18 protein-coding genes and 1 tRNA gene are annotated in these 19,645 nt (G+C 74.0%); 9 read left to right on the top strand and 10 right to left on the bottom strand.

Going from position 1 to position 19,645, the window contains the following annotated elements; all coding sequences use genetic code 11:
- Positions 1-31: 31 nt before the first annotated feature.
- From KZX45_RS10605 to nhaA (KZX45_RS10595), 3 genes are all read left to right on the top strand, one after another.
- Entirely contained in the window at positions 32-820 is a 789-nt protein-coding gene (locus KZX45_RS10605) for a septum formation initiator family protein (RefSeq protein ID WP_248257699.1), read from the top strand.
- 56 nt (positions 821-876) lie between these two features.
- A complete protein-coding gene (locus KZX45_RS10600; protein WP_248257698.1) occupies positions 877-1,374 on the top strand; it encodes a DUF501 domain-containing protein in 498 nt (165 codons plus the stop codon).
- 225 nt (positions 1,375-1,599) lie between these two features.
- On the top strand, positions 1,600-2,862 hold the full coding sequence (gene nhaA / locus KZX45_RS10595) for a Na+/H+ antiporter NhaA (RefSeq protein ID WP_248257697.1): 1,263 nt from the start codon (positions 1,600-1,602) through the stop codon (positions 2,860-2,862).
- A 142-nt stretch (positions 2,863-3,004) separates the two neighbouring features.
- Here the strand turns inward: nhaA (KZX45_RS10595) and KZX45_RS10590 are convergent, their stop codons facing one another.
- On the bottom strand, positions 3,005-3,466 hold the full coding sequence (locus KZX45_RS10590) for an aminoacyl-tRNA deacylase (RefSeq protein WP_248257696.1): 462 nt from the start codon (positions 3,464-3,466) through the stop codon (positions 3,005-3,007).
- An 89-nt stretch (positions 3,467-3,555) separates the two neighbouring features.
- Here KZX45_RS10590 and KZX45_RS10585 point away from each other — a divergent pair, with 89 nt between their 5' ends.
- A complete protein-coding gene (locus KZX45_RS10585) occupies positions 3,556-4,515 on the top strand; it encodes a Ppx/GppA phosphatase family protein (protein WP_248257695.1) in 960 nt (319 codons plus the stop codon).
- Between the two features lie 175 nt (positions 4,516-4,690).
- Here KZX45_RS10585 and nhaA (KZX45_RS10580) read toward each other — a convergent pair whose 3' ends face one another.
- Positions 4,691-5,929, bottom strand: a complete 1,239-nt coding sequence (nhaA, locus tag KZX45_RS10580; protein ID WP_248257694.1) for a Na+/H+ antiporter NhaA — start codon at positions 5,927-5,929, stop codon at positions 4,691-4,693.
- A gap of 269 nt (positions 5,930-6,198) precedes the next feature.
- Positions 6,199-6,272 (bottom strand) — tRNA-Leu (locus tag KZX45_RS10575).
- Positions 6,273-6,430: 158 nt separating this feature from the next.
- Here KZX45_RS10575 and KZX45_RS10570 point away from each other — a divergent pair.
- Entirely contained in the window at positions 6,431-7,957 is a 1,527-nt protein-coding gene (locus KZX45_RS10570; protein WP_248257693.1) for an NAD(P)/FAD-dependent oxidoreductase, read from the top strand.
- 70 nt (positions 7,958-8,027) lie between these two features.
- Here the strand turns inward: KZX45_RS10570 and KZX45_RS10565 are convergent, their stop codons facing one another.
- The 4 genes from KZX45_RS10565 to KZX45_RS10550 form a co-directional block, all read right to left on the bottom strand.
- On the bottom strand, positions 8,028-8,702 hold the full coding sequence (locus KZX45_RS10565) for a response regulator transcription factor (RefSeq protein WP_308221728.1): 675 nt from the start codon (positions 8,700-8,702) through the stop codon (positions 8,028-8,030).
- A complete protein-coding gene (locus tag KZX45_RS10560) occupies positions 8,699-10,012 on the bottom strand; it encodes a histidine kinase (protein ID WP_248257692.1) in 1,314 nt (437 codons plus the stop codon). The genes KZX45_RS10565 and KZX45_RS10560 overlap by 4 nt, the downstream gene beginning before the upstream one ends.
- A 125-nt stretch (positions 10,013-10,137) precedes the next feature.
- Positions 10,138-10,998, bottom strand: a complete 861-nt coding sequence (locus KZX45_RS10555) for an ABC transporter permease subunit (RefSeq protein ID WP_248257691.1) — start codon at positions 10,996-10,998, stop codon at positions 10,138-10,140.
- Positions 10,995-11,945, bottom strand: coding sequence for an ABC transporter ATP-binding protein (locus KZX45_RS10550; protein ID WP_248257690.1), 951 nt, complete (start codon positions 11,943-11,945; stop codon positions 10,995-10,997). Before KZX45_RS10550 ends, KZX45_RS10555 begins: the two co-directional genes overlap by 4 nt.
- 378 nt (positions 11,946-12,323) lie before the next feature.
- Here KZX45_RS10550 and KZX45_RS10545 point away from each other — a divergent pair, with 378 nt between their 5' ends.
- Positions 12,324-13,271 (top strand): Bax inhibitor-1/YccA family protein, encoded by a 948-nt coding sequence (locus KZX45_RS10545; protein ID WP_248257689.1) that lies wholly within the window; start codon positions 12,324-12,326, stop codon positions 13,269-13,271.
- A gap of 184 nt (positions 13,272-13,455) precedes the next feature.
- Entirely contained in the window at positions 13,456-15,060 is a 1,605-nt protein-coding gene (locus KZX45_RS10540) for an FAD-dependent monooxygenase (RefSeq protein WP_248257688.1), read from the top strand.
- Positions 15,061-15,077: 17 nt separating this feature from the next.
- Here the strand turns inward: KZX45_RS10540 and KZX45_RS10535 are convergent, their stop codons facing one another.
- Both KZX45_RS10535 and msrA read right to left on the bottom strand, forming a co-directional pair.
- Positions 15,078-15,479 (bottom strand): FKBP-type peptidyl-prolyl cis-trans isomerase, encoded by a 402-nt coding sequence (locus tag KZX45_RS10535; protein WP_248257687.1) that lies wholly within the window; start codon positions 15,477-15,479, stop codon positions 15,078-15,080.
- Positions 15,480-15,628: 149 nt separating this feature from the next.
- Entirely contained in the window at positions 15,629-16,327 is a 699-nt protein-coding gene (msrA, locus tag KZX45_RS10530; protein WP_248257686.1) for a peptide-methionine (S)-S-oxide reductase MsrA, read from the bottom strand.
- Between the two features lie 342 nt (positions 16,328-16,669).
- Here msrA and KZX45_RS10525 point away from each other — a divergent pair, with 342 nt between their 5' ends.
- On the top strand, positions 16,670-17,863 hold the full coding sequence (locus KZX45_RS10525; protein WP_248257685.1) for an AI-2E family transporter: 1,194 nt from the start codon (positions 16,670-16,672) through the stop codon (positions 17,861-17,863).
- Positions 17,860-19,086, top strand: coding sequence for a threonine ammonia-lyase (gene ilvA, locus KZX45_RS10520; RefSeq protein ID WP_248257684.1), 1,227 nt, complete (start codon positions 17,860-17,862; stop codon positions 19,084-19,086). Before KZX45_RS10525 ends, ilvA begins: the two co-directional genes overlap by 4 nt.
- 60 nt (positions 19,087-19,146) lie before the next feature.
- On the opposite strand, the gene greA is transcribed toward ilvA, so the two are convergent.
- Positions 19,147-19,632: a transcription elongation factor GreA gene (greA, locus tag KZX45_RS10515; RefSeq protein WP_248257683.1), complete on the bottom strand. Its 486-nt coding sequence runs from the start codon at positions 19,630-19,632 to the stop codon at positions 19,147-19,149.
- Positions 19,633-19,645 lie beyond the last annotated feature (13 nt).

The following is a 19,645-nucleotide window of genomic DNA, read 5'->3' as shown; positions in this document are numbered from 1 at the left end:
TTCGTGCGTCCGATGGGAGACGATGGAGACCATGAGCAGTCGCCGCCCCAGCGCGCCCCGCGCAGGCGGCGCACGCTCCCAGCAGGGCCGCAGCCCCGCCGCGCGCCCCGCACGGTCCGGCGCCAAGCCGGAGGTGCGGCCGGGTGCGGGCAGGGCCGGCTCCCGAGCCGCGCGCCCCGCTGCCGGCACGTCCGCCGGCGGGCGTCCGGCCGGCCCGCAGAAGGGCTCGAAGGCCGCCGCCTCGGCGACCCGCCCAGGGGCGTCGCGGCCGGGCTCCGCGCCGCGGCCCGCCCGCACGACCGGCGCTGTCGCCGAGCCGACGACGCGCCGGTTCCTCAGCTTCGGGGCGCCCGGTCCCGACGGCGAGCCGCGCCCCACGGTCAGCCTGCGCGCCCTTGGCCTCTTCCTCGTCGCCCTCATGGCCTTCGCTGTCCTCGCCCCGACGCTGCGCTACGCCGTCGCCCAGCAGGAGGAGCTGCGCGAGCTGAACGCCCAGGTCTCCGAGGCGGAGGAGCGCAACGCCGACCTCGAGCGCCAGCTCGCCCGGTGGCAGGACCCCGAGTACGTCCAGGCTCAGGCGCGGGACCGGCTCGGGTACGTCATGCCGGGGGAGACGCCCTACGTCGTCGTCGACCCGGAGACGGTGACCGGCGGGGAGAGCGCCGCGGAGGCCGAGGCGGCGGAACGCGCCGTCGAGCGGGCCGCGGCGACCCCCTGGTACCTGCGCGCGTGGGAGTCGGTGCAGGTGGCGGGCGAGTCCGTGGTGGGCGACGAGGACCCCTCGGGCCTGTCCGTCCCCGCGGAGGAGCGGACGCCGTGAACCGGCCGCGGCCCCGGCTCGTCGGGCGGGTCGGCGAGGCGTAGGACAATGGAGCGGTGACCGACCAGACCGCCGTGACCGAACGTGACCTCGAGGTCCTCGCCGAGCAGCTCGGCCGGGTGCCGAGGGGCGTGGTGGAGATCGCCGCCCGTTGCGTGTGCGGACGCCCCCTGGTGGTCCGGACCGCCCCGCGCCTCGACGACGGAACCCCCTTCCCGACGTCGTACTACCTCACCTGCCCGCCCGCGGTGAGGGCGGCGAGCACGCTCGAGGCCGAGCACGTGATGGAGGGGATGAACGAGCGGCTCGCCGCGGACCCCGAGCTCGCCGAGCGCTACCGTCGGGCCCACGAGGACTACCTCGCCCGCCGGGCCGAGCTGGGAGAGGTCGAGGAGATCGCAGGCATCTCCGCGGGCGGCATGCCCACCCGCGTGAAGTGCCTCCACGCGCTGCTGGGGCACACGCTCGCCGTCGGGCCCGGAGTCAACCCGTTCGGGGACGAGACGCTGCACCTCCTCGAGGGAACCTGGAGCCCCGACCGCTGCTCCTGCTGACGCGGCGCGGCCCCCGGGGGCCGACCGCCGCTCCCGCTGACCCGCGACGCGTCCCCCAAGGCCCGACCGCTGCTCCCGCTGACCCGCGGCGCGTCCCCTGGGGGCGGGGTCCCGCCTCCCGGACGCGGGCGGGCGCGGCCGGTCGCCGTCACGTAGGGTGTCCCGCGGTGCGCCGGGAAGTCTGGTCGGCAGGATCTTCGTCGACCGCACCGGAAAGGGCCGCGCATGCCGCACCGTGAGCCGCACGAGCACCACCACATCCCCACGGCCACGAGCTACGGCAGGCGCCGCAGGATGCAGGTCCGCCTCCAGAACGAGACCTTCACCGGCGCCCTGCTGCTGGGCGCCGCCGTCCTGGCGCTGCTCTGGGCGAACTCGCCCTGGCGCGGGGCCTACCAGGCGCTGGCGGGCTACGAGATCGGGCCGGCCGCGCTGCACCTCGACCTCTCGCTCTCCACCTGGGCGGCCGACGGGCTCCTCGCGATCTTCTTCTTCGTCGTGGGCCTCGAGCTCAAGACCGAGTTCGTCACCGGGTCCCTCCGCAAGCTCGACGAGGCGTTGCTCCCGATGGCCGCCGCGGTGCTCGGCATGGCCGTCCCCGCACTGATCTACGCCGGCATCCAGACGGTCAGCGACTCCGACGGCATCGGCGGCTGGGCCATCCCCACCGCCACCGACATCGCGTTCGCGGTCGCGCTGCTGGGCATCTTCGGCCGCGGGCTCCCGCCCACGCTCCGCGTCTTCCTGCTCACCCTCGCCGTCGTGGACGACCTCCTCGCCATCACGGTGATCGCGGTGTTCTACACCGACAAGATCCACCTGCTGCAGCTGGTGGGCTCCCTCGCGCTGATCGCCCTCTTCGGACTGCTGGTCCAGCGACGCCTGACCTCCTGGTGGCTGCTGGTGCCGCTCGCCGTCGTGGCGTGGGCGCTCATGCACGAGGCGGGCGTGCACGCGACCGTCGCGGGCGTCCTGATGGGCATGACCGTCCCCGCCCGCCGGCGGCGCGGCGAGCGGGAGCAGCTCACGCACGCGTTCGTCGAGCGCGTTCAGCCGATCTCCGCCGGCTTTGCTCTGCCCGTCTTCGCCTTCTTCGCCGCGGGCGTCTCCGTGGTCGACTCCGGGGGCCTCGGCGAGGTGCTGGGCGACCCGATCGCCATCGGCGTCATCGCCGGCCTCGTGGTGGGCAAGGTTCTCGGCATCTGGGGCGGGGTCGCGATCCTCACGAAGGTCACGCCCCTGCGGCTCGGTCACGGCGTGGACCTTGCGGACCTGCTCGGTGTGGCGATGCTCGCCGGCATCGGCTTCACGGTCTCGCTGCTCATCGCCGAGCTGTCGTTCGGCGCGACACCGGCCGGCGACCACGCCAAGTTCGCGGTGCTCCTGGGGTCCCTGATCTCGGCGGTGCTCGGCGGGTTGACCCTCCGCGCCCGCGCCCGGGTCCGCGTGCGCGGACGCGGGGCACGCGTCACCCGCCGCGCCGAGTAGGCCCAGCGGACCCCACAGGGGGCGTCCAGGCGGGACACCGGCGAGTGCGACGACCCCCGCGTTATGAGGCACTTACCACACGGGGTACGTCTCACTCGACGGTGTCCGGCACGGGGCGGGCTAAGGGCGCGAGCCGGGCGATCTACTCGGGCTCGGTGACGTCCGCGACCTGGGCGTCGAGAGCCGTGGCGAGATCGCCCGCGTCCACCGTGGCCGCGACGCCGTGCGCGCCCGCCCCGATCGAGACCGTGCCGGAGATCGTCCCGTCCATGATCACGGGCCACGCGGTGGTAGCGCCGAACGGCGTGATCGTGCCCCGCTCGTACCCGGTGACGTCCTTCGCGGTGGCGGCGTCCGGCATAGACATGCGGTTCACGCCGAGCAGCATGCGCAGCTTGGGCCAGGAGATCGCCCGGCCGCCAGGCACGAGGACGAACAGGTAGTCGTCCTCGCCGCGGCGGACCACGAGCGTCTTGATGATCGCCCCGGGCTCCACCCCTCGGGCGGCCGCGGCCTCGACGAGGCTGGAGACGCGGCCGTGCCGGGTGACGGTGAAGTCCATCCCGGACCGCTCCAGCGCCTCGATCGCACGTTCCTCGCTCATGAGGGCCAGCCTAGGGCCCCGCTCGTCCCGGGCCCCCACCCCGCTCTCCGGCCGCGCGACGGGCCGCGACGCCGTGGCAGGGTTGTCCGGTGACTCGTGTAGCGGCCATCGACTGTGGCACCAACTCCATCCGCCTGCTCGTCGCCGACCTGGAGCCGGACGGCGCCCGGGGGACCCGGCTGACCGACGTCGAGCGCCGCATGGAGATCGTCCGCCTGGGGCAGGGGGTGGACCGCACCGGCCGGCTCGACCCCGCCGCGCTCGAGCGCACCCTGGTCGCCGCCCGTGACTACGCCGAGCGCTGCCGCGTGCTCGGCGTCGAGCGCACCCGGTTCGTCGCCACCTCGGCCACCCGCGACGCCGAGAACCGCCAGGACTTCGTCGACGGCGTCCGCGAGGCCCTCGGCGTGACCCCAGAGGTGATCTCGGGCGAGGAGGAGGCGGCGCTGAGCTTCGCCGGCGCCGTGAGCGTCCTCGACCCCTCGCACGCCGGCCCGTACCTGGTCGTCGACATCGGCGGCGGGTCCACCGAGCTCGTCCTCGGGGACGGTTCCGCGCAGGCGGCGCTGTCGCTGGACGTCGGCTGCGTGCGGCTGACCGAGCGGCACCTGCGCACCGACCCGCCCACCGCCGCCGAGGAGGAGGCCGCCCGGGCGGACGTGCGACGCCTGCTCGACGACGCCTCCGCCGTCGTCCCGCTCGGGCGGGCGCGGACCCTCGTGGGCCTGGCCGGCTCGGTCACCACGATCACCGCCCACGCGCTCGGGCTGCCCGCCTACGACCCGGCGGCGATCGACGGCGCTGCTCTGGAGGTCCCGGAGGTCCTCGCGTCGTGCTCGGCGCTGCTGCACGCCTCGCACGGGGAACGGGCCGCGATGGGGTTCATGCACCCGGGGCGGGTGGACGTCATCGGGGCGGGCGCACTGGTGTGGTCAGAGGTGGTCGCTCGGGTCGCGGCCGAGGTCGAGGCCGACGGCGGCGTGCTCGGCCCGGTGGTGACAAGCGAGCACGACATCCTCGACGGGATCGCCCTGTCCCTGGTGCGCTGAGCCCGGCCGCGCCACCGTTCGGGCGGACCGGGGAAGACGTCTCCGCCAGCGCGTGGAGGTCGTCGAGCCCGCCACCGTTCGGGGCGGACCGGGGAAGATCGGTGCCCCGGAGGGACACCAATCTGCCCCGTTGTCGGCTGGCGGCTCCTCGGCGAGCCTTCCGGAGACGGCTGCGTCAGCGGCGGGCGCGCGGGTGCGCGGCGCGCCCGCGGACGCGCACGGCGGCCCGCAGGCGGAGCAGCACCGCACCGAGCACGGCGGCGATCAGCGAGCCCAGCAGCACGGCGACGCGGGCGTGGGCCGAGGCGGGGTCGGAGGCGTCGAAGGACAGGCTCGCGATGAGCAGCGACACGGTGAAGCCGATCCCGGCGACCATCGCCACCGGGAAGATGTCCGCGAGGTCGATGCCGCTCCCCAGCCGCAGCCGGGTGAGCTTCGTCAGGAGGGCGACACCGCCCCAGATGCCCAGCAGCTTGCCGAGAGGGAGCGCGAGGTAGACGCCCACCGCCACCGGGTCGGCCAGCATCCCGCCGAGGCCACCGGAGTCGACCACCGAGACGCCGGCGGCGAAGAAGGCGAAGACCGGCAGGACCAGCCCCGCGGACCACGGCTGGATGCGCTCGACGAACCGGTGCGTCATGGCGCCGTGCTCGCCGTGCCGGGCCAGCGCCGGCACCGTGAGCCCCATCAGCACGCCGGAGATCGTGGCGTGCACCCCGGAGGCGTGCATGAGCGCCCACGCCACCACCGCGATCGGGACGAGCAGCCACCACGACGTGATGCGCCGGTTGACGAGCACCCCGAACAGGGCGACCAGGGCCAGGGAGCCGAGCAGGGCGACGACGTGGATCTCCTCCGTGTAGAAGATCGCGATCACGGTGATGCCCAGCAGGTCGTCGACGACGGCCAGGGTCAGCAGGAACGTGCGCACCGCGGGCGGGAGACCACGGCCGAAGATGCCCAGGACGGCGACGGCGAACGCGATGTCGGTCGCGACCGGGATGGCCCAGCCCTCGTACCGCCCGGAACCGGAGAAGGCCTGGATCGCCGTGTAGACGGCGGCGGGGCCGACCATCCCGAAGACGGCCGCGAGGATCGGCACCAGCGCAAGCTTGACGTCGCGCAGCGCGCCGGTGACGAACTCGGTCTTGAGCTCGAGCCCGACCACGAAGAAGAAGATCGCCAGCAGCCCGTCCGCCGCCCAGCCCGACACGGGCAGCGCGAGGTGGAGCGCCTCGGGGCCCACGACGTACCCGGACAGCGCCTGGTAGCTCTCGCGCCACGGCGAGTTGGCCCAGACGAGCGCCACGACCGCGCCGGCGAGGAGCACCATTCCCGCGAAGGTCTCGTTCTCCAGCTTGTGGCGGTAGGTGCTGAGGATCCCGCGGCGCGCCCTGTCTGTCGTTCTGCTCATCGTCGTGCGTACTCCCTGCGCTGGCTCGCCGGGCACGCGTGGGCAGCGTCGACCGGCCTCGATCTGGCCACGATAGGGCGCGGCGCCGGGCCCACCGCCGTGTTGCCGCCAGTTGCCGCGGCCGCGGGGGTGCCGACGGCGGAGCCCCGGCCCCGTCGGCCGCGCGCGACCCGGCGGGCGCGGCGGGGCGCCCCTCGTGCCCCGACGGGACCGTCGGGCCCCCAACAGGCCCCGTCGGGCACCTCTCGTGCCCCGACGGGACCCCTCCGTGCCCCCAACGGGATTCGAACCCGTACTGGGCCGGGTTTAAGCCGGCTGCCTCTGCCAGTTGGGCTATGGGGGCGTCGGGCCCCATCCTGCCCGACCCGCCCCGGAACCTCGGCGGCCCGCCGCTCGTTGGACGGATCAGGGGTGCCCCGGGCACCGACGTGGTCGTTATCACGGGACAAAGGTCCCCGCCCGGGGAGGCTCCCCGGCAGTACGGCTCTTACGATGGAAGGCATGGCATCCTTCCTGCGTTCCCTCGCCGTCAGCAGCTCGGTGGCCGCCCTCGCGGGCGCCGGTGCCCTTGCTGCGAAGTCCCTGCAGGCACGTGGGGAGGAGTCCGTGCGGCCCGTCCTCCACGGCGGCCGCACCCCCCGCATCCTCGTCGCCGGCGGCGGCTACATCGGCCTCTACACGGCCACGACGCTGCGCAAGCACCTGGGTCGCCAGGACGCCGAGATCGCCGTCGTCGACCCGCGTCCCTACATGACCTACCAGCCGTTCCTGCCCGAGGCGGCGGCCGGCTCCATCGAGCCGCGCCACGTGGTGACGTCGCTGCGCCGCGAGCTCAAGGGCACCAGCGTGCTGACCGGCTCCATCACCGAGATCCGGCACGCCGAGCGCAAGGCGGTCATCCAGCCCGTCAACGACGACCCCGCGTACGAGGTCACGTACGACCACCTCGTCGTCGGCCTCGGTTCCGTCGCCCGCACGCTGCCGATCCCCGGGCTGGCCGAGAACGCCATCGGCTTCAAGCACATCGAGGAGGCCACCGCGCTGCGCAACCGCGTCCTCAACAAGCTCGCCGAGGCCGCCTCCACCTGGGACGCCGAGAAGCGGCGCCGGATGCTCACGTTCGTCTTCGTCGGCGGCGGGTTCGCCGGCATCGAGGCGATCGGCGAGGTCGAGGACATGGCCCGCACGGCCACCAAGGAGTACGACTCGATCGAGGCCGAGGACCTGCGCTTCGTCGTCGTCGAGGGCGCCGGGCGCATCCTCCCCGAGCTGGGCGAGGAGCTGGGCGGCTACGCCATCGAGCAGCTGCGCGAGCGCGGCGTCGAGATCCACCTCAACACCTTCCTCAACTCCTGCGTCGACGGCGTCGTGGAGCTGTCCACGGGCGAGAAGTTCGAGGCCGACACCATCGTGTGGACCGCCGGGGTCAAGGCCAACCCGGTGCTCGCGAACACGGACCTCCCGCTCGACGCCCGCGGCCGGGTGCGCACCAACGCCTCGCTGCAGGTGGTGAACGAGGACGGGACCGTCGTCGAGGGCGCCTGGGCCGCCGGCGACAACGCCGCGGTGCCGGACCTGACCTCCTCGGACCCCGCCGCGACCACCGCGCCCACCGCGCAGCACGCCGTGCGCCAGGGCAAGCAGCTGGGGGAGAACCTCGCCCGGGTGCTGCGCGGGGAGGAGCCCGAGGAGTACCGCCACGAGAACATCGGGACCGTGGCCTCGCTCGGCCTGTACAAGGGCGTCGCGCAGATCATGGGCTTCAAGTTCCGCGGCCCGCTCGCCTGGTTCATGCACCGCAGCTACCACGTGCTCGCGATGCCGTCCTTCGAGCGCAAGGTCCGCATCCTCGCGGACTGGACCGAGGCGCTGTTCTTCCGCCGCGAGCTCGTCTCCCTCGGCGCCCTGCAGAACCCGCGGGCCGCGTGGGAGGCTGCCGCCGCGTCGGACAACAGGCCCGCCGCCCCCGGTGTGGCCCCCGCCGCCGCCGGCGCGAAGATCGCGGACGCGGACGCCGCCAAGAAGTAGCCCTCCGGGGCAGTGATGACGAGGGGGCGCCGACCGTCAGGTCGGCGCCCCCTCGTCGTGCCCGGCCGGCTCAGCCCGGCCGCACCAGCCCGGTCTCGTAGGCCAGCACGACGGCCTGGACCCGGTCACGCAGCTCGAGCTTGCCGAGCACGTTGCCCACGTGCGTCTTCACCGTGGTCTCGGAGACCACGAGGCGCGCGGCGATCTCCGCGTTCGACAGACCCTCCGCGACGAGCCCGAGCACCTCGAGCTCGCGGGCGGTGAGCCGGGTGAGTCGCGGGTCGCGGCCGTCGGCGGCGCCGTCCTCGGCCCCGGCCGGCAGGTGCTGCCCGAAGAGCTCGAGCATGCGGCGGGTGATCCGCGGGGACACGACGGCGTCGCCGTGGGCGACGGACCGGATCGCGTGGACCAGGTCGGCCGGCCGGGTGTCCTTGAGCAGGAACCCGCTCGCCCCGGCGCGCAGCCCGGCGAAGGCGTACTCGTCGACGTCGAAGGTGGTCAGGATGAGCACCTTCGAGGCGGGGTGCTCGGCGACGATCCGCTCGGTCGCCTCCAGCCCGTTCAGGCCGGGCATGCGCACGTCCATCAGCACCACGTCGGGGGAGAGGGCCGCGACCATCCGGACGGCCGACGCCCCGTCAGCGGCCTCCCCGACCACCTCCAGGTCCTCCTCGGCCTCCAGGACCATGCGGAAACCCATGCGCAGCAGCGACTGGTCGTCCGCCAGCAGCACCCGAACGCTCACCCTCGTCCCTCCCAGTTCCAGCCCAGCTCGGCCCGGACCCGCCAGCCCGTCGGCGTCGGCCCCGCCTCCACGTGCCCGTCGTACACGGCCGCCCGCTCGCGGATGCCGATGAGGCCGCGGCCGCTGCCGACCATGGCGTCGCCGGCCGTCCCGGAGTCATTGTCCACGGTGACGACGACGCGGCCGTCGAGCCGTTCGACCGTCACGTCGATCCGGGGGCTGAGCCGGGCGTACCGCAGCACGTTGGTCAGGCACTCCTGGACGATGCGGTAGACGGCCAGCTGCAGCCCGGCGTCCTCGGGCAGGGGCGGGCCCGACTCGGTGAGCCGCACGGGCAGCCCGGTCACCCGGAAGCGCTCGACGAGGTCGGCGAGGTCGTGGGCGGCCGGCTGCGGCGCCAGCGGGGCGACATCGCCGCCGAGGCTGCCGTCGGCCGGGCCTGGTGCCGGGCCGGGGGCCGGGGCGGGCGAGTCCTCGCGCAGCACCCCGACCATGCGCCGCGTGTCGGCGAGCGCGGAGCGGCCGGTCTCGGCGAGCTGCTCCAGGGCCTCGCGGGCCAGGTCGGGCCGCCGGGTCATCGCCGCGGAGGCGCCGTCGGCCAGGGTGATCATCACGGACAGGGAGTGGGCGACGACGTCGTGCATCTCGCGGGCGATCCGCGTGCGCTCGGCGGAGACGGCGAGCTGCTCGCGCTGGTCCCGCTCGAGCACGAGCTGACGGGTCCGCTCGAGCAGGCTCTCGACGTGCAGCCGGCGGCCGCGGGCTCCGGTGCCGAGCGCCACCGCGACGACGGAGAGCACCAGCACCGTGATCTGCAGGACGACGAGCGCCTGGAGCTGGCTGACCTCCTGCACCGTCTCGGAGTGCGGGGTGGTGGTGGTGAGCACCGCGGTCTCCTGGGTGACGTCCATCCACAGCAGGAGGGAGGCGCCCGAGACCACGTTGAGCAGAGCCAGACAGCCCCACGCGGTGGAGGCGGGGCGGTACGCGGCGACGGCGTAGAGGGCCAGGACCGCGGCGACCTCGACGGTGGTGGTGTCCCGGGTGACCGCGAGCGAGAGGGCGAGCAGCGCCGTGGTCGCGGTGAGCACCCGGACGGGCGCGCTGCGGCGCCACCACAGGGCGAGGGCGGTCAGCAGGACGACGGCGGCGACCGTCGCCCGCTCGGCGGGGCCGCGTGCGCCGTCGGCCAGGACCTCGGGGGCGAGCTCGCCCAGGACCGCGGGGACGAGGAAGACGGCGACCACGATCGCGTCGACGGCCCGCGGGTGGCCCAGGACGAAGCGGCGGACCGGGCCGGCGCGCCGCACCGAGGCCTCGTCGAGCGTCGCGGCGGCAGGCGCCGGCGCGACCGGTGGAACGGGGCCCCCGGGCGCGCCGACGTGCGCCGCAGGCGGGACCTGCGGCGCACGTCCGCGGTCGGGGGACACGGTGATCAGGCGTCCCGGCGCTTCAGCGACCAGGCGCCCGCGGCGAGGGCGACGACGGCGTACGCGCCGACCACGGCGACGCCCTGCCACGCGGTGAGGTTCTCGTTGGAGCCGAAGAACCCGCTGATGCCCAGGAACGCCGTGGCGGCCGGCAGAGGCAGGTACGTCATGACGTCCTGGACCCAGTCGATGTTGATGAACTGGAGGATCATCGGCAGCAGGAGCAGCAGGCCGAGCACCGCGGTGATGGTGCCGGCGGTGTGGCGGAGCACGGCCCCGAGGCCGAGGGCGGTGAGCGCGGTGGCGACGAAGAAGTAGGCCATGCCGCCGAACGCCTGCCAGGTGAGGGAGTCGTCCAGGGCCGGCACGAGGTCGTGGTCGGAGAGCAGCGGCATCGTCACCAGGTACGCGGCGGCGAGGCTGACGACGCTGACGGCCGCGGTGACGACGACCAGGGCGAGCGCCTTGGCCGCGAGCACGGGCAGCCGGCCCGGCACCGCGGCGAGGGTGGAGCGGATCATGCCGGTCGAGTACTCGCCGGTGATCAGCAGGACGCCGAGGACGGCGACGGTCACCAGGCCGAACTGGTAGCCGCCGATGACGAACTCGGCGCCGTGCAGCTCCTCGACGGGCACGGACATCGGGGGGTCGAGCAGGAACCGCACCGACGACGCCTGGGCGAGGGCCAGCAGCGCCATGACGGCGACGGTGATGCCCAGGGTCCACCAGGTCGAGCGGAGCGAGAGGAGCTTGATCCACTCGCCGCGCATGACTCCGGCGAAGGTCAGGCGGGCGTCCACCGCCGGGCGGTGGGACTGGGGACGGGCGGGGGCGGCGGGGGTGGTGGTCGTGGTCGTGGTGCTCACTTGAGGGCCTCCTGCCCGACGGCGGGGCGGATCGGGGCGGACTGGGCGTCGGAGCGGTACTCCACCGCGTCCTGGGTGAGGTTCATGTAGGCCTCCTCGAGGCTGGCCCGCTGCGGCGTGAGCTCGTGGAGCACGATGCCGTGCGCCGCTGCGGTCTCGCCGACCTGCTCGGCGGTGACGCCCTGCAGGGCGAGCGCGCCGGCCTCGGCGGAGGAGACGGTCGCGCCGGCGGCGCGCAGCCGTTCGGCGAGCGCGGCCGCCTGCGGGGAGCGCACGTGGACCGTGGTGCCGGTGACGGAGTCGATGACCTCCTGGACGGGGCCCGCGGTGATGATCCGGCCGCGGCCGATGACCAGGAGCTGGTCGGCGGTCTGCGCCATCTCCGACATCAGGTGCGAGGAGAGGAAGACGGTGCGGCCCTCGCCGGCGAGGTAGCGCACCAGGGTGCGGACCCACTTCACGCCCTCGGGGTCGAGGCCGTTGACCGGCTCGTCGAGGATGAGCGTGCGGGGGTCGCCGAGCAGGGCGGAGGCGATGCCGAGCCGCTGGCCCATGCCGAGGGAGAACCCGCCGACCCGCTTGCCCGCGACGCCGGCCAGGCCGGTCATCTCGATGACCTCGTCCACCCGCCGGGTGGGGATGCCGTGGGTGGCGGCCATGGTGCGCAGGTGCGACCGGGCGCTGCGCCCTGGGTGGACCGCCTTGGCGTCCAGCAGCACCCCGACCTCCTTCAGCGGCGAACGGTGCTTCGTGTACGGCCTGCCGTTGACGGTCACCGTGCCCGACGTCGGCCGGTCCAGGCCGACGATCATGCGCATCGTCGTGGACTTGCCGGCCCCGTTCGGGCCAAGGAACCCGGTGACGGTGCCCGGCTGGATGGTGAAGCTCAGGTGGTCGACGGCGGTCTTGCTGCCGTAGCGCTTGGTGAGGTCGTGCGCCTCGATCATGACGTGCCCTTCTGGGTGGGAGCCGGTCGGCGGTGCCGTTCGCGGCAGGCCTGCGTGCTGATGACCACGCTAGGGGGCCCGGCACGCGGGCGGATCGACGGCTGGGCTGATTCTCGCGGGCACCGCAGCTCCGCCGTCGCGGGGAGAATCTCGTCCCTGAGGACGAGACGGGGGAGGCCCGGGGCGGTCCTCCGGACCGAGGCGCGGGCGGCGACGTCGCAGGTGGGCCGGGAACATGGACGAGCCGCGTCCCGTTGTACCGTCAGCAGCATCGCGCACCTTCGGGCCCGTCCGGCCCGTACGATGGAGCACAGGCCAGCGACTTTGGTCCGGGGTCCGAACACGCGGAACCCGGTTGCCGCGACCAGGAGGCACTACGTGAGCAATCCCGTCTTCGAGAAGAGTCCGTACTTCGGCGCCAACGCCCAGCGGACCCCGAACGGCTACCCGACCTACCCGGGCTACGCCCCCCAGAGCGGCACCGGTTACGCCCCCCAGGGCGGCCACGCGCCGCAGGGCTACGGCCAGCCCGCCCAGCCCGGTGCCGGCTACGGCGCCTACCAGCCGGGGCAGGCCTACCAGCCCGGCCAGGTCAACGACCTCGAGCACGCCTACCGTCAGCCGCCCGCCGCCCCCGCGGACACCGGCCGGATGACCTACGACGACGTCATCGTCAAGACCGGGCTCGTCCTGGGCGTCATCGTGGTCGCGGCGGCCTTCAACTGGCTCGTCATGGACGCCAACATGCTCCTGACGTTCGGCGGCGCCATCGTCGGGCTGGTCCTGGGGCTGGTCAACGCCTTCAAGCGTGAGCCCTCCCCGGCGCTGATCATGGCCTACGCGGTGGCCGAGGGCCTGTTCCTCGGCGGCATCTCCGCCGTGTTCGAGGCCCAGTGGGGCGGCATCGTCCTCCAGGCCGTGCTGGGCACGACGGCCACGTTCGTCGCCGCCCTGTTCCTGTTCAAGTCCGGCACCGTCCGCGTCACCCCCAAGCTGACCCGGTTCGTGCTGATCGCGCTCGTCGGCTACGCGCTGTTCTCGCTGGTCAACGTGGTCCTCATGGTCACCGGCGCCTCCGACGACCCGTGGGGCCTGCGGACCGGCGTGACGCTGTTCGGCATCCCGCTGGGCGTCCTGCTCGGCGTCTTCGCCGTGGGCCTGGCCGCGATCTGCCTGATCATGGACTTCGACGCCATCAAGCGCGGCGTCGAGGCGGGTGTTCCCGGCCGGTACGCCTGGTCCGCCGCGTTCGGGCTCGCGGTCACCCTGGTGTGGCTCTACATCGAGTTCCTGCGCCTGCTCGCCATCCTGCGCGGCAGCGACTGACGCGACCGACCCGGCGCGACGGCGGCCGTCCCCTCCCAGGGGGCGGCCGCCGTCGCCGTTCGGTCGACGCGTGGGGACCTGCCCTCTCCGGGGAGCCGGGCCACGGGGAGGCCGCGCCGAGGTTTCCGGCACGGCCGGGGGTGTGGCGTGGGTACCGTGAGCGCACCCGAGACGAGGTGACGTCATGGCGCACGCCGGGACGGCGCGGGACCCTGGGCCGCTCGACGTGCTCGTCGTGGGCGCCGGGCCGACCGGGCTGACGCTCGCCCTGGAGCTGGCGGTGCGGGGCGTGCGCCTGCGCCTGGTCGACAAGGCGCTGGACCGGGTCCACGAGTCGCGCGCCCTGGCGATCCAGCCGCGCACCCTGGAGGTGCTGGCCCGTGACGGGCTTGCCCGGGAGCTGGTCGAGCGGGGCAACCCGGCGGTCGAGCTGCGGCTGCACCTCGGCGGGCGCACGGTCCGGCTCGGCCTCTTCGACCTCGGGCTGAAGGACTCGCCCTTCCCCCACCTGCTCTTCCTCTCGCAGTCCGAGACCGAGCGGGTGATCGGCGAGCACCTCGCCCGGCGGGGCGCCGCCGCCGAGCGTGGCGTCGAGCTCACGGCGCTCGTCCAGGAGCGCCAGGCCGTGCGCTGCTCCCTCCGCCACGCCGACGGCACGGAGGAGACCGTGCGGGCCCGCTACGTCGTGGGCTGCGACGGCGCGCACAGCACCGTGCGCCGCGAGGCCGGGATCGCGTTCCGCGGGAGGCCCTACGCGCCGACGTTCGTGCTGGCCGACCTCGAGGCGGACGGCCTTGAGGCAGGTCCGGTGCACGCCTTCGTCTCCGGGGACGGCGTGCTCTTCCTCTTCCCGCTCCGGGACCCGGCCACCTGGCGGATGATCGCGATGCGACCGCGGGGGCAGGAGGCCGTGGCGGGCGAGACGGTCGCCCTGCAGGAGCTCCAGGGCCTCGTCGCCCGCTTCGTGACCGGTGTCCGCCTGCGCGACCCGGTGTGGACGACCAACTTCCGGCTGCACCTGCGCAGCGCCGTGCGCTACCGCGCGGGCCGGGTGCTCCTGGCCGGGGACGCCGCCCACATCCACAGCCCGGCCGGGGCGCAGGGCATGAACACCGGGATCCAGGACGCCGTCAACCTCGGGTGGAAGCTCGCCCTCGTCGTCGCCGGCCGGTCACCGGACCGCCTGCTGGGCACGTACGAGGCCGAGCGCCTGCCGGTGGGCCGGGCCGTGCTCCGGCTGAGCGACCGGGCGTTCACCGTGGCGACCTCGGCCGCCGCGCCGCTGCGGCTCGCCCGTGCGCGGCTCGCCCCCGTCGTCGTACCGCTCGTGCTGCGGCTGAACCGGCTGCGGGCGGCGGGCTTCCGCACCGTCGCCGAGCTGACCGTGTCCTACCGGCGCAGCCCGCTGGCCGTCGAGGGGCCCGGCGCGCCGCGACGGGGCCCGCGGGCCGGCGACCGGCTGCCCGACGCCCCCCTGGGCGGCGGCACGCTCCATGAAGCGGTCGGCGCCGAGGGTTTCCACCTGCTGCTGTGCGGACCGCCGGGACGGTGGTCCGAGGCCCAGGTGCGGGAGCTGGAGGGGCGCGGTCTGCGCGTCCACCGACTCTCCCGCGGACCGGCCCCGGCCGCCGGCGACGGCGGCCGGGACGGCCTCGTCCTGGACCGGCTGGGCGTGACCGGGACGGCGACGGCGCACCTGCTGGTCCGCCCGGACGGGTACGTGGCCTACCGCGGCGGGTCCGACCTCGCGGGGCTGCGCGCCTACCTCGGGTCGTGGCTGCCGCGCTGAGCCGGCTGTTCCAGGGGTCACTCCACGCCGACGACGTCCACCACGAAGACGAGGGTGTCGGTGCCCTTGATCCCGGCCTGCGGCACGCCGCGCGGGCCGTAACCGTGCTCCGGCGGGATCGAGAGCATCACGCGCGAGCCGATCTGCTGGCCCACCAGCCCGTCGTCCCAGCCGCCGATGACGACGCCCATCCCGATCGGGAAGGAGATGGTGTCGCCGCGGTCGTAGGAGTTGTCGAAGACGTGGCCGCCCCACGTCTGGCCGAGGTAGTTCACCACGATGGTGTCACCGGCCTGCACGGTGTCGCCCGAGCCCTGCTCGAGCACCTGGACCTGCAGGCCCTCGGGTGCCGCGGAGCCGGGGAAGCTGAGCTCCGGCTTGTCGCCGAAGCTGCCGGTGGCGGTGGGAAGCTCGCTCATGAGGTCCTCTCGTCGGGGCCCGACCGGTGCCGGGCTACCGGCTCCAGCGTACGGGGCGGGCCTCCGGGCGGCCCGGCCGGCCCCTTCCCGCGGCACGGCAGGCGCGGAGGTGCCGCCCGGGCTGCAGCCGCCCGCCCGGCGGGTCAGTGTCAGTCGCCGGGCGGCGCCACGTCGACCTGGGCGGGGAGCTGGTCCTGGCGCACCAGCCCGACGGGGCAGGTGAGCCCGTTCGGCCCGTGGTTGCAGTACCCGCCCGGGTTCTTGTGGAGGTACTGCTGGTGGTAGTCCTCGGCGTAGTAGAACTCGCCGGGGAAGGGCAGCAGCTCGGTGGAGATGGCGCCGTGGCCGTGCTCTGTCAGGACCTGCTGGAACGCGTCGCGGGTGGCGCGTGCCGCGGCCTCCTGGCCAGCAGTCGTCCAGTAGATGCCGGAGCGGTACTGGGTGCCGACGTCGTTGCCCTGGCGGTTGGCCGTGGTGGGGTCGTGGTTCTCCCAGAAGGCCTTGAGCAGGAGCTCGGGAGAGGTCTTCGCCGGGTCGTAGACCACCTGCACCGCCTCGGTGTGCCCGGTCAGGCCCGTGCACACCTCCTCGTACGTCGGGTACCGCGTGAACCCGCCGAGGTAGCCAGCGGCCGTCGACACGACGCCGGGCAGGCGCCAGAAGATCCGCTCGGCCCCCCAGAAGCACCCCATCGCGACGTAGAGGACCTCCGACCCGGCCGGCCACGGGCCCTGCAGGGGGGTGCCGAGGACCTCGTGCGTGGTCGGCACCGCGTAGCCGGGGGTCGGGCGGCCGGGCAGGGCCTCCTCGGCGGTGACCATCTGCGTCCTGCGGCCCAGTCCGAACATGCGTGCTCCTCCAAGAGTGTGCGTCACCGGTGGGAACACCGCGCGGGGTGGCGTTCTTCCCGGCGACGCGCCGGATCCGTGCACAGCCGCGGCGCGGGCGCGGGGGAGCTGCACCGTAGGCTGAGCCAGGAAAACTACCGTGCCACGTCGATTGCGGGGACCATGCCTGACCAGAGCAACGATGAGGTGGAGCGCCCCGGGCTGCGCAGCCGCATCCGGCGCGCCACGGACCCGGTGACCGCCGGCCGGTTCCCGTCGGACCGGGTCCCCGGGCTACGGCCCCCAGCGGGGACGGACCTAAGTGGGACGGCATCCCCGGCTGCCGGGGCTCCGGCGTCGACCATGGTCGACGGCGTCCCCCGGACGCTGCGGGTCGCGGCGGGCTGGTCCTGGCGCGTCCTCGTCGTCGCGGCGGCGGTCGCGCTCCTCAGCTACCTGGTCGCCACGTTCCAGATGATCGTGGTCGCGGTGCTCGTCGCGCTGCTCCTCGCCGTGCTCCTGGAGCCCGTCGCCGTGCGGCTGCGCCGGGTCCTGCACTTCCCTCGGGCGCTCGCCGCCCTCACGGCGATCCTGCTCCTCGTCGGCCTGGTCACCGGCCTGCTCGTCCTCGCGGGCCGGTCGATCCTCGACGGGTTCGGCGCGCTCGCCGATCGCGTCGGCGTCGCCGTGCAGGACGGCATCGACTGGCTGGCGAACGGCCCGCTCGGCATCGACAAGGCACAGATCCAGAGCTACCTCGACCAGATCACCGAGCAGCTGCAGGCCAACTCGGACCGCCTGGTCAGCGGTGTCGTCGGGGTGACAAGCTCCGTGACCTCCGTGGCCACCGGCGCGGTCATCGCACTCTTCTGCCTGTTCTTCTTCCTCAAGGAGGGCCGGCGGATCTGGCACTGGTTCGTCCGCCTCACCCCCGTCGGGGTGCGCGACCGGATCAACGAGGCCGGAATCCGCGGCTGGATGACCCTGGGCGGCTACGCGCGTACACAGATCCTCGTGGCGTTCGTTGACGCCGTCGGCATCGCCGCCGGTGCCGCGATCCTGCAGGTCCCGCTCGCCCTGCCGATCGGCATCCTGGTCTTCCTGTTCTCCTTCATCCCCATCGTGGGTGCCTTCATCTCCGGCGCGGTCGCCGTCGTCGTGGCCCTGGTGGACCAGGGGCTGGTGACCGCGCTGATCATGCTGGCCATCGTGCTGGCCGTGCAGCAGCTCGAGGGCAACGTGCTCCAGCCCTGGCTACAGGGCAACGCCGTCTCGCTGCACCCGGTCGCCATCCTGCTCGCCGTCGCGGCGGGCACGGGAATCGCCGGGGTCCTCGGCGCCCTGTTCGCCGTGCCGGTGGTCGCGACCATCAACACGGTCGTCCTCTACCTCTACGGCCACGACAAGTACCCGAGCCTCGCCCGGGACATGCACCGGTCCGGCGGGCCCCCCGGAGCGGTGTTCGTCTCGATCGCCAACGCCTACGCGCACATCGCCGACGACGACAAGGGCGCCGACGCCGACGACTCCGACCACCGGGCCGAGGAGGAGCGGTGAGGACCGACGACCGCGCGACGGCCTTCGACCGGGCCACGTTCACGGCGGCCGCCGAGTCCATCGCCGACGTCGTGCACCGGACGCCGGTGGAGGAGTCCACGACGCTCGGTCGCGTCGTCGGGTCGCCGGTCTATCTCAAGGCCGAGAACCTCCAGCGCACCGGCTCGTTCAAGATCCGCGGCGCCTACGTGCGCATGAGCCGGCTGAGCGGGGAGGAGAAGACACGCGGGGTCGTCGCCGCCTCGGCCGGCAATCACGCCCAGGGGGTGGCGCTCGCGGCCCAGCTGCTCGGGATCTCGGCGAAGATCTTCATGCCCGTGGACGCGGCCCTGCCCAAGATCGCCGCGACGCGCCAGTACGGCGCCGAGGTGGTCCTGGTCGGGCAGAACCTCAACGGCGCGCTCGCGGCCGCGGCGGCCGAGGTCAGCGAGTCCGGGCGCGTGCTCATCCACCCCTACGACCACGCCGACATCGTGGCGGGGCAGGGCACCATCGGGCTCGAGATCCTCGAGCAGGTGCCGGACGTGCGCACGGTCATCGTCCCGACCGGCGGTGGCGGTCTGCTCGCCGGCGTCGCCGCGGCCGTCCACAGCGTCGACCCGACGATCGACGTCGTGGGTGTGCAGGCGGCCGCGGCGGCCGCCTACCCGCCCTCGCTCGCCGAGGGGCACCCGCGCCTGCTGGAGGACCTGCACACCATGGCCGACGGCATCGCCGTCGGGATGCCGGGGGAGGTGCCGTTCCGCCTCGTCGCCGAGCACGTGCGAGAGGTCCGCACGGTCAGCGAGGAGCAGCTCTCCAGGGCGGTGCTGCACGTGGTCGAGCGCGCCAAGCTGGTGGTGGAGCCGTCGGGCGCTGCCGGGGTGGCCGCGCTCCTCGCCGAGCCGGGCGCGTTCGCCGGCCCGGTGGTGGTGGTCCTCTCCGGCGGCAACGTGGACCCGCTCGTGCTGCTGCGGATTATCCGGCACGGCATGTCCGCGGCCGGGCGCTACCTCCAGATGCGGGTGCTCGTCCAGGACGCCCCGGGCAGCCTCGCCGGGCTGCTGAAGGAGCTGGCCACCTCGGGCGGGAACGTCGTGAGCGTCGAGCACACGCGGACCTCCGCCGGGCTGGCCGTCGACGAGGTCGAGATCTCGGTGGAGCTCGAGACCAAGGGGCCCGAGCACTGCCAGAGCGTGCTCGAGAACCTGCGCGAGTCCGGCTACACCATCCTCGCCCCCTGAGCCGCAGACACCGCGGGCCGCCCCTGCCGGGGGCGGCCCACGGTGTCTGTGCCAGGCAGGTCAGCCCTTGAAGGGCTTCACCTCGCCGATCTTGACCTCGATCGTGGCGCCGTTGGGCGCCTCGTACGTCACGGTGTCGCCGGCGGACTTCCCGACCAGCGCGGAGCCGAGCGGGGAGGACTCCGAGTAGACCTCGATGTCCAGGTCGGGCGCGCCCTCGCGCGAGCCCAGCAGGAAGGTGCGCTCGCGGCCCGCGATCGTCGCGTTGACGACCATGCCGGACTCGATGATGCCGTCGTCCGGCGGCGGCTCGCCGACGTGGGCGTTGCGGAGCAGCTCGGTGAGCTGGACGATCCGCGCCTCCTGCTTCGCCTGCTCCTCGCGGGCCGCGTGATACCCGCCGTTCTCCTTGAGGTCGCCCTCCTGGCGCGCGGCGTCGATCTTCTCGGCGATGTCCTGACGCCCACGGCCCGTGAGGTGCTCGAGCTCGGCCTTGAGCCGGTTGTACGCGTCCTGGGTGAGCCAGGTGGTGCTCGTCTGTGTCACGGCTCCTCCTCCA

It is taken from the genome of Georgenia sp. EYE_87 (genome assembly GCF_023148685.1).
Taxonomy (GTDB): Bacteria; Actinomycetota; Actinomycetes; order Actinomycetales; family Actinomycetaceae; genus Georgenia.
This window is presented reverse-complemented; position numbering and strand designations above follow the sequence as displayed.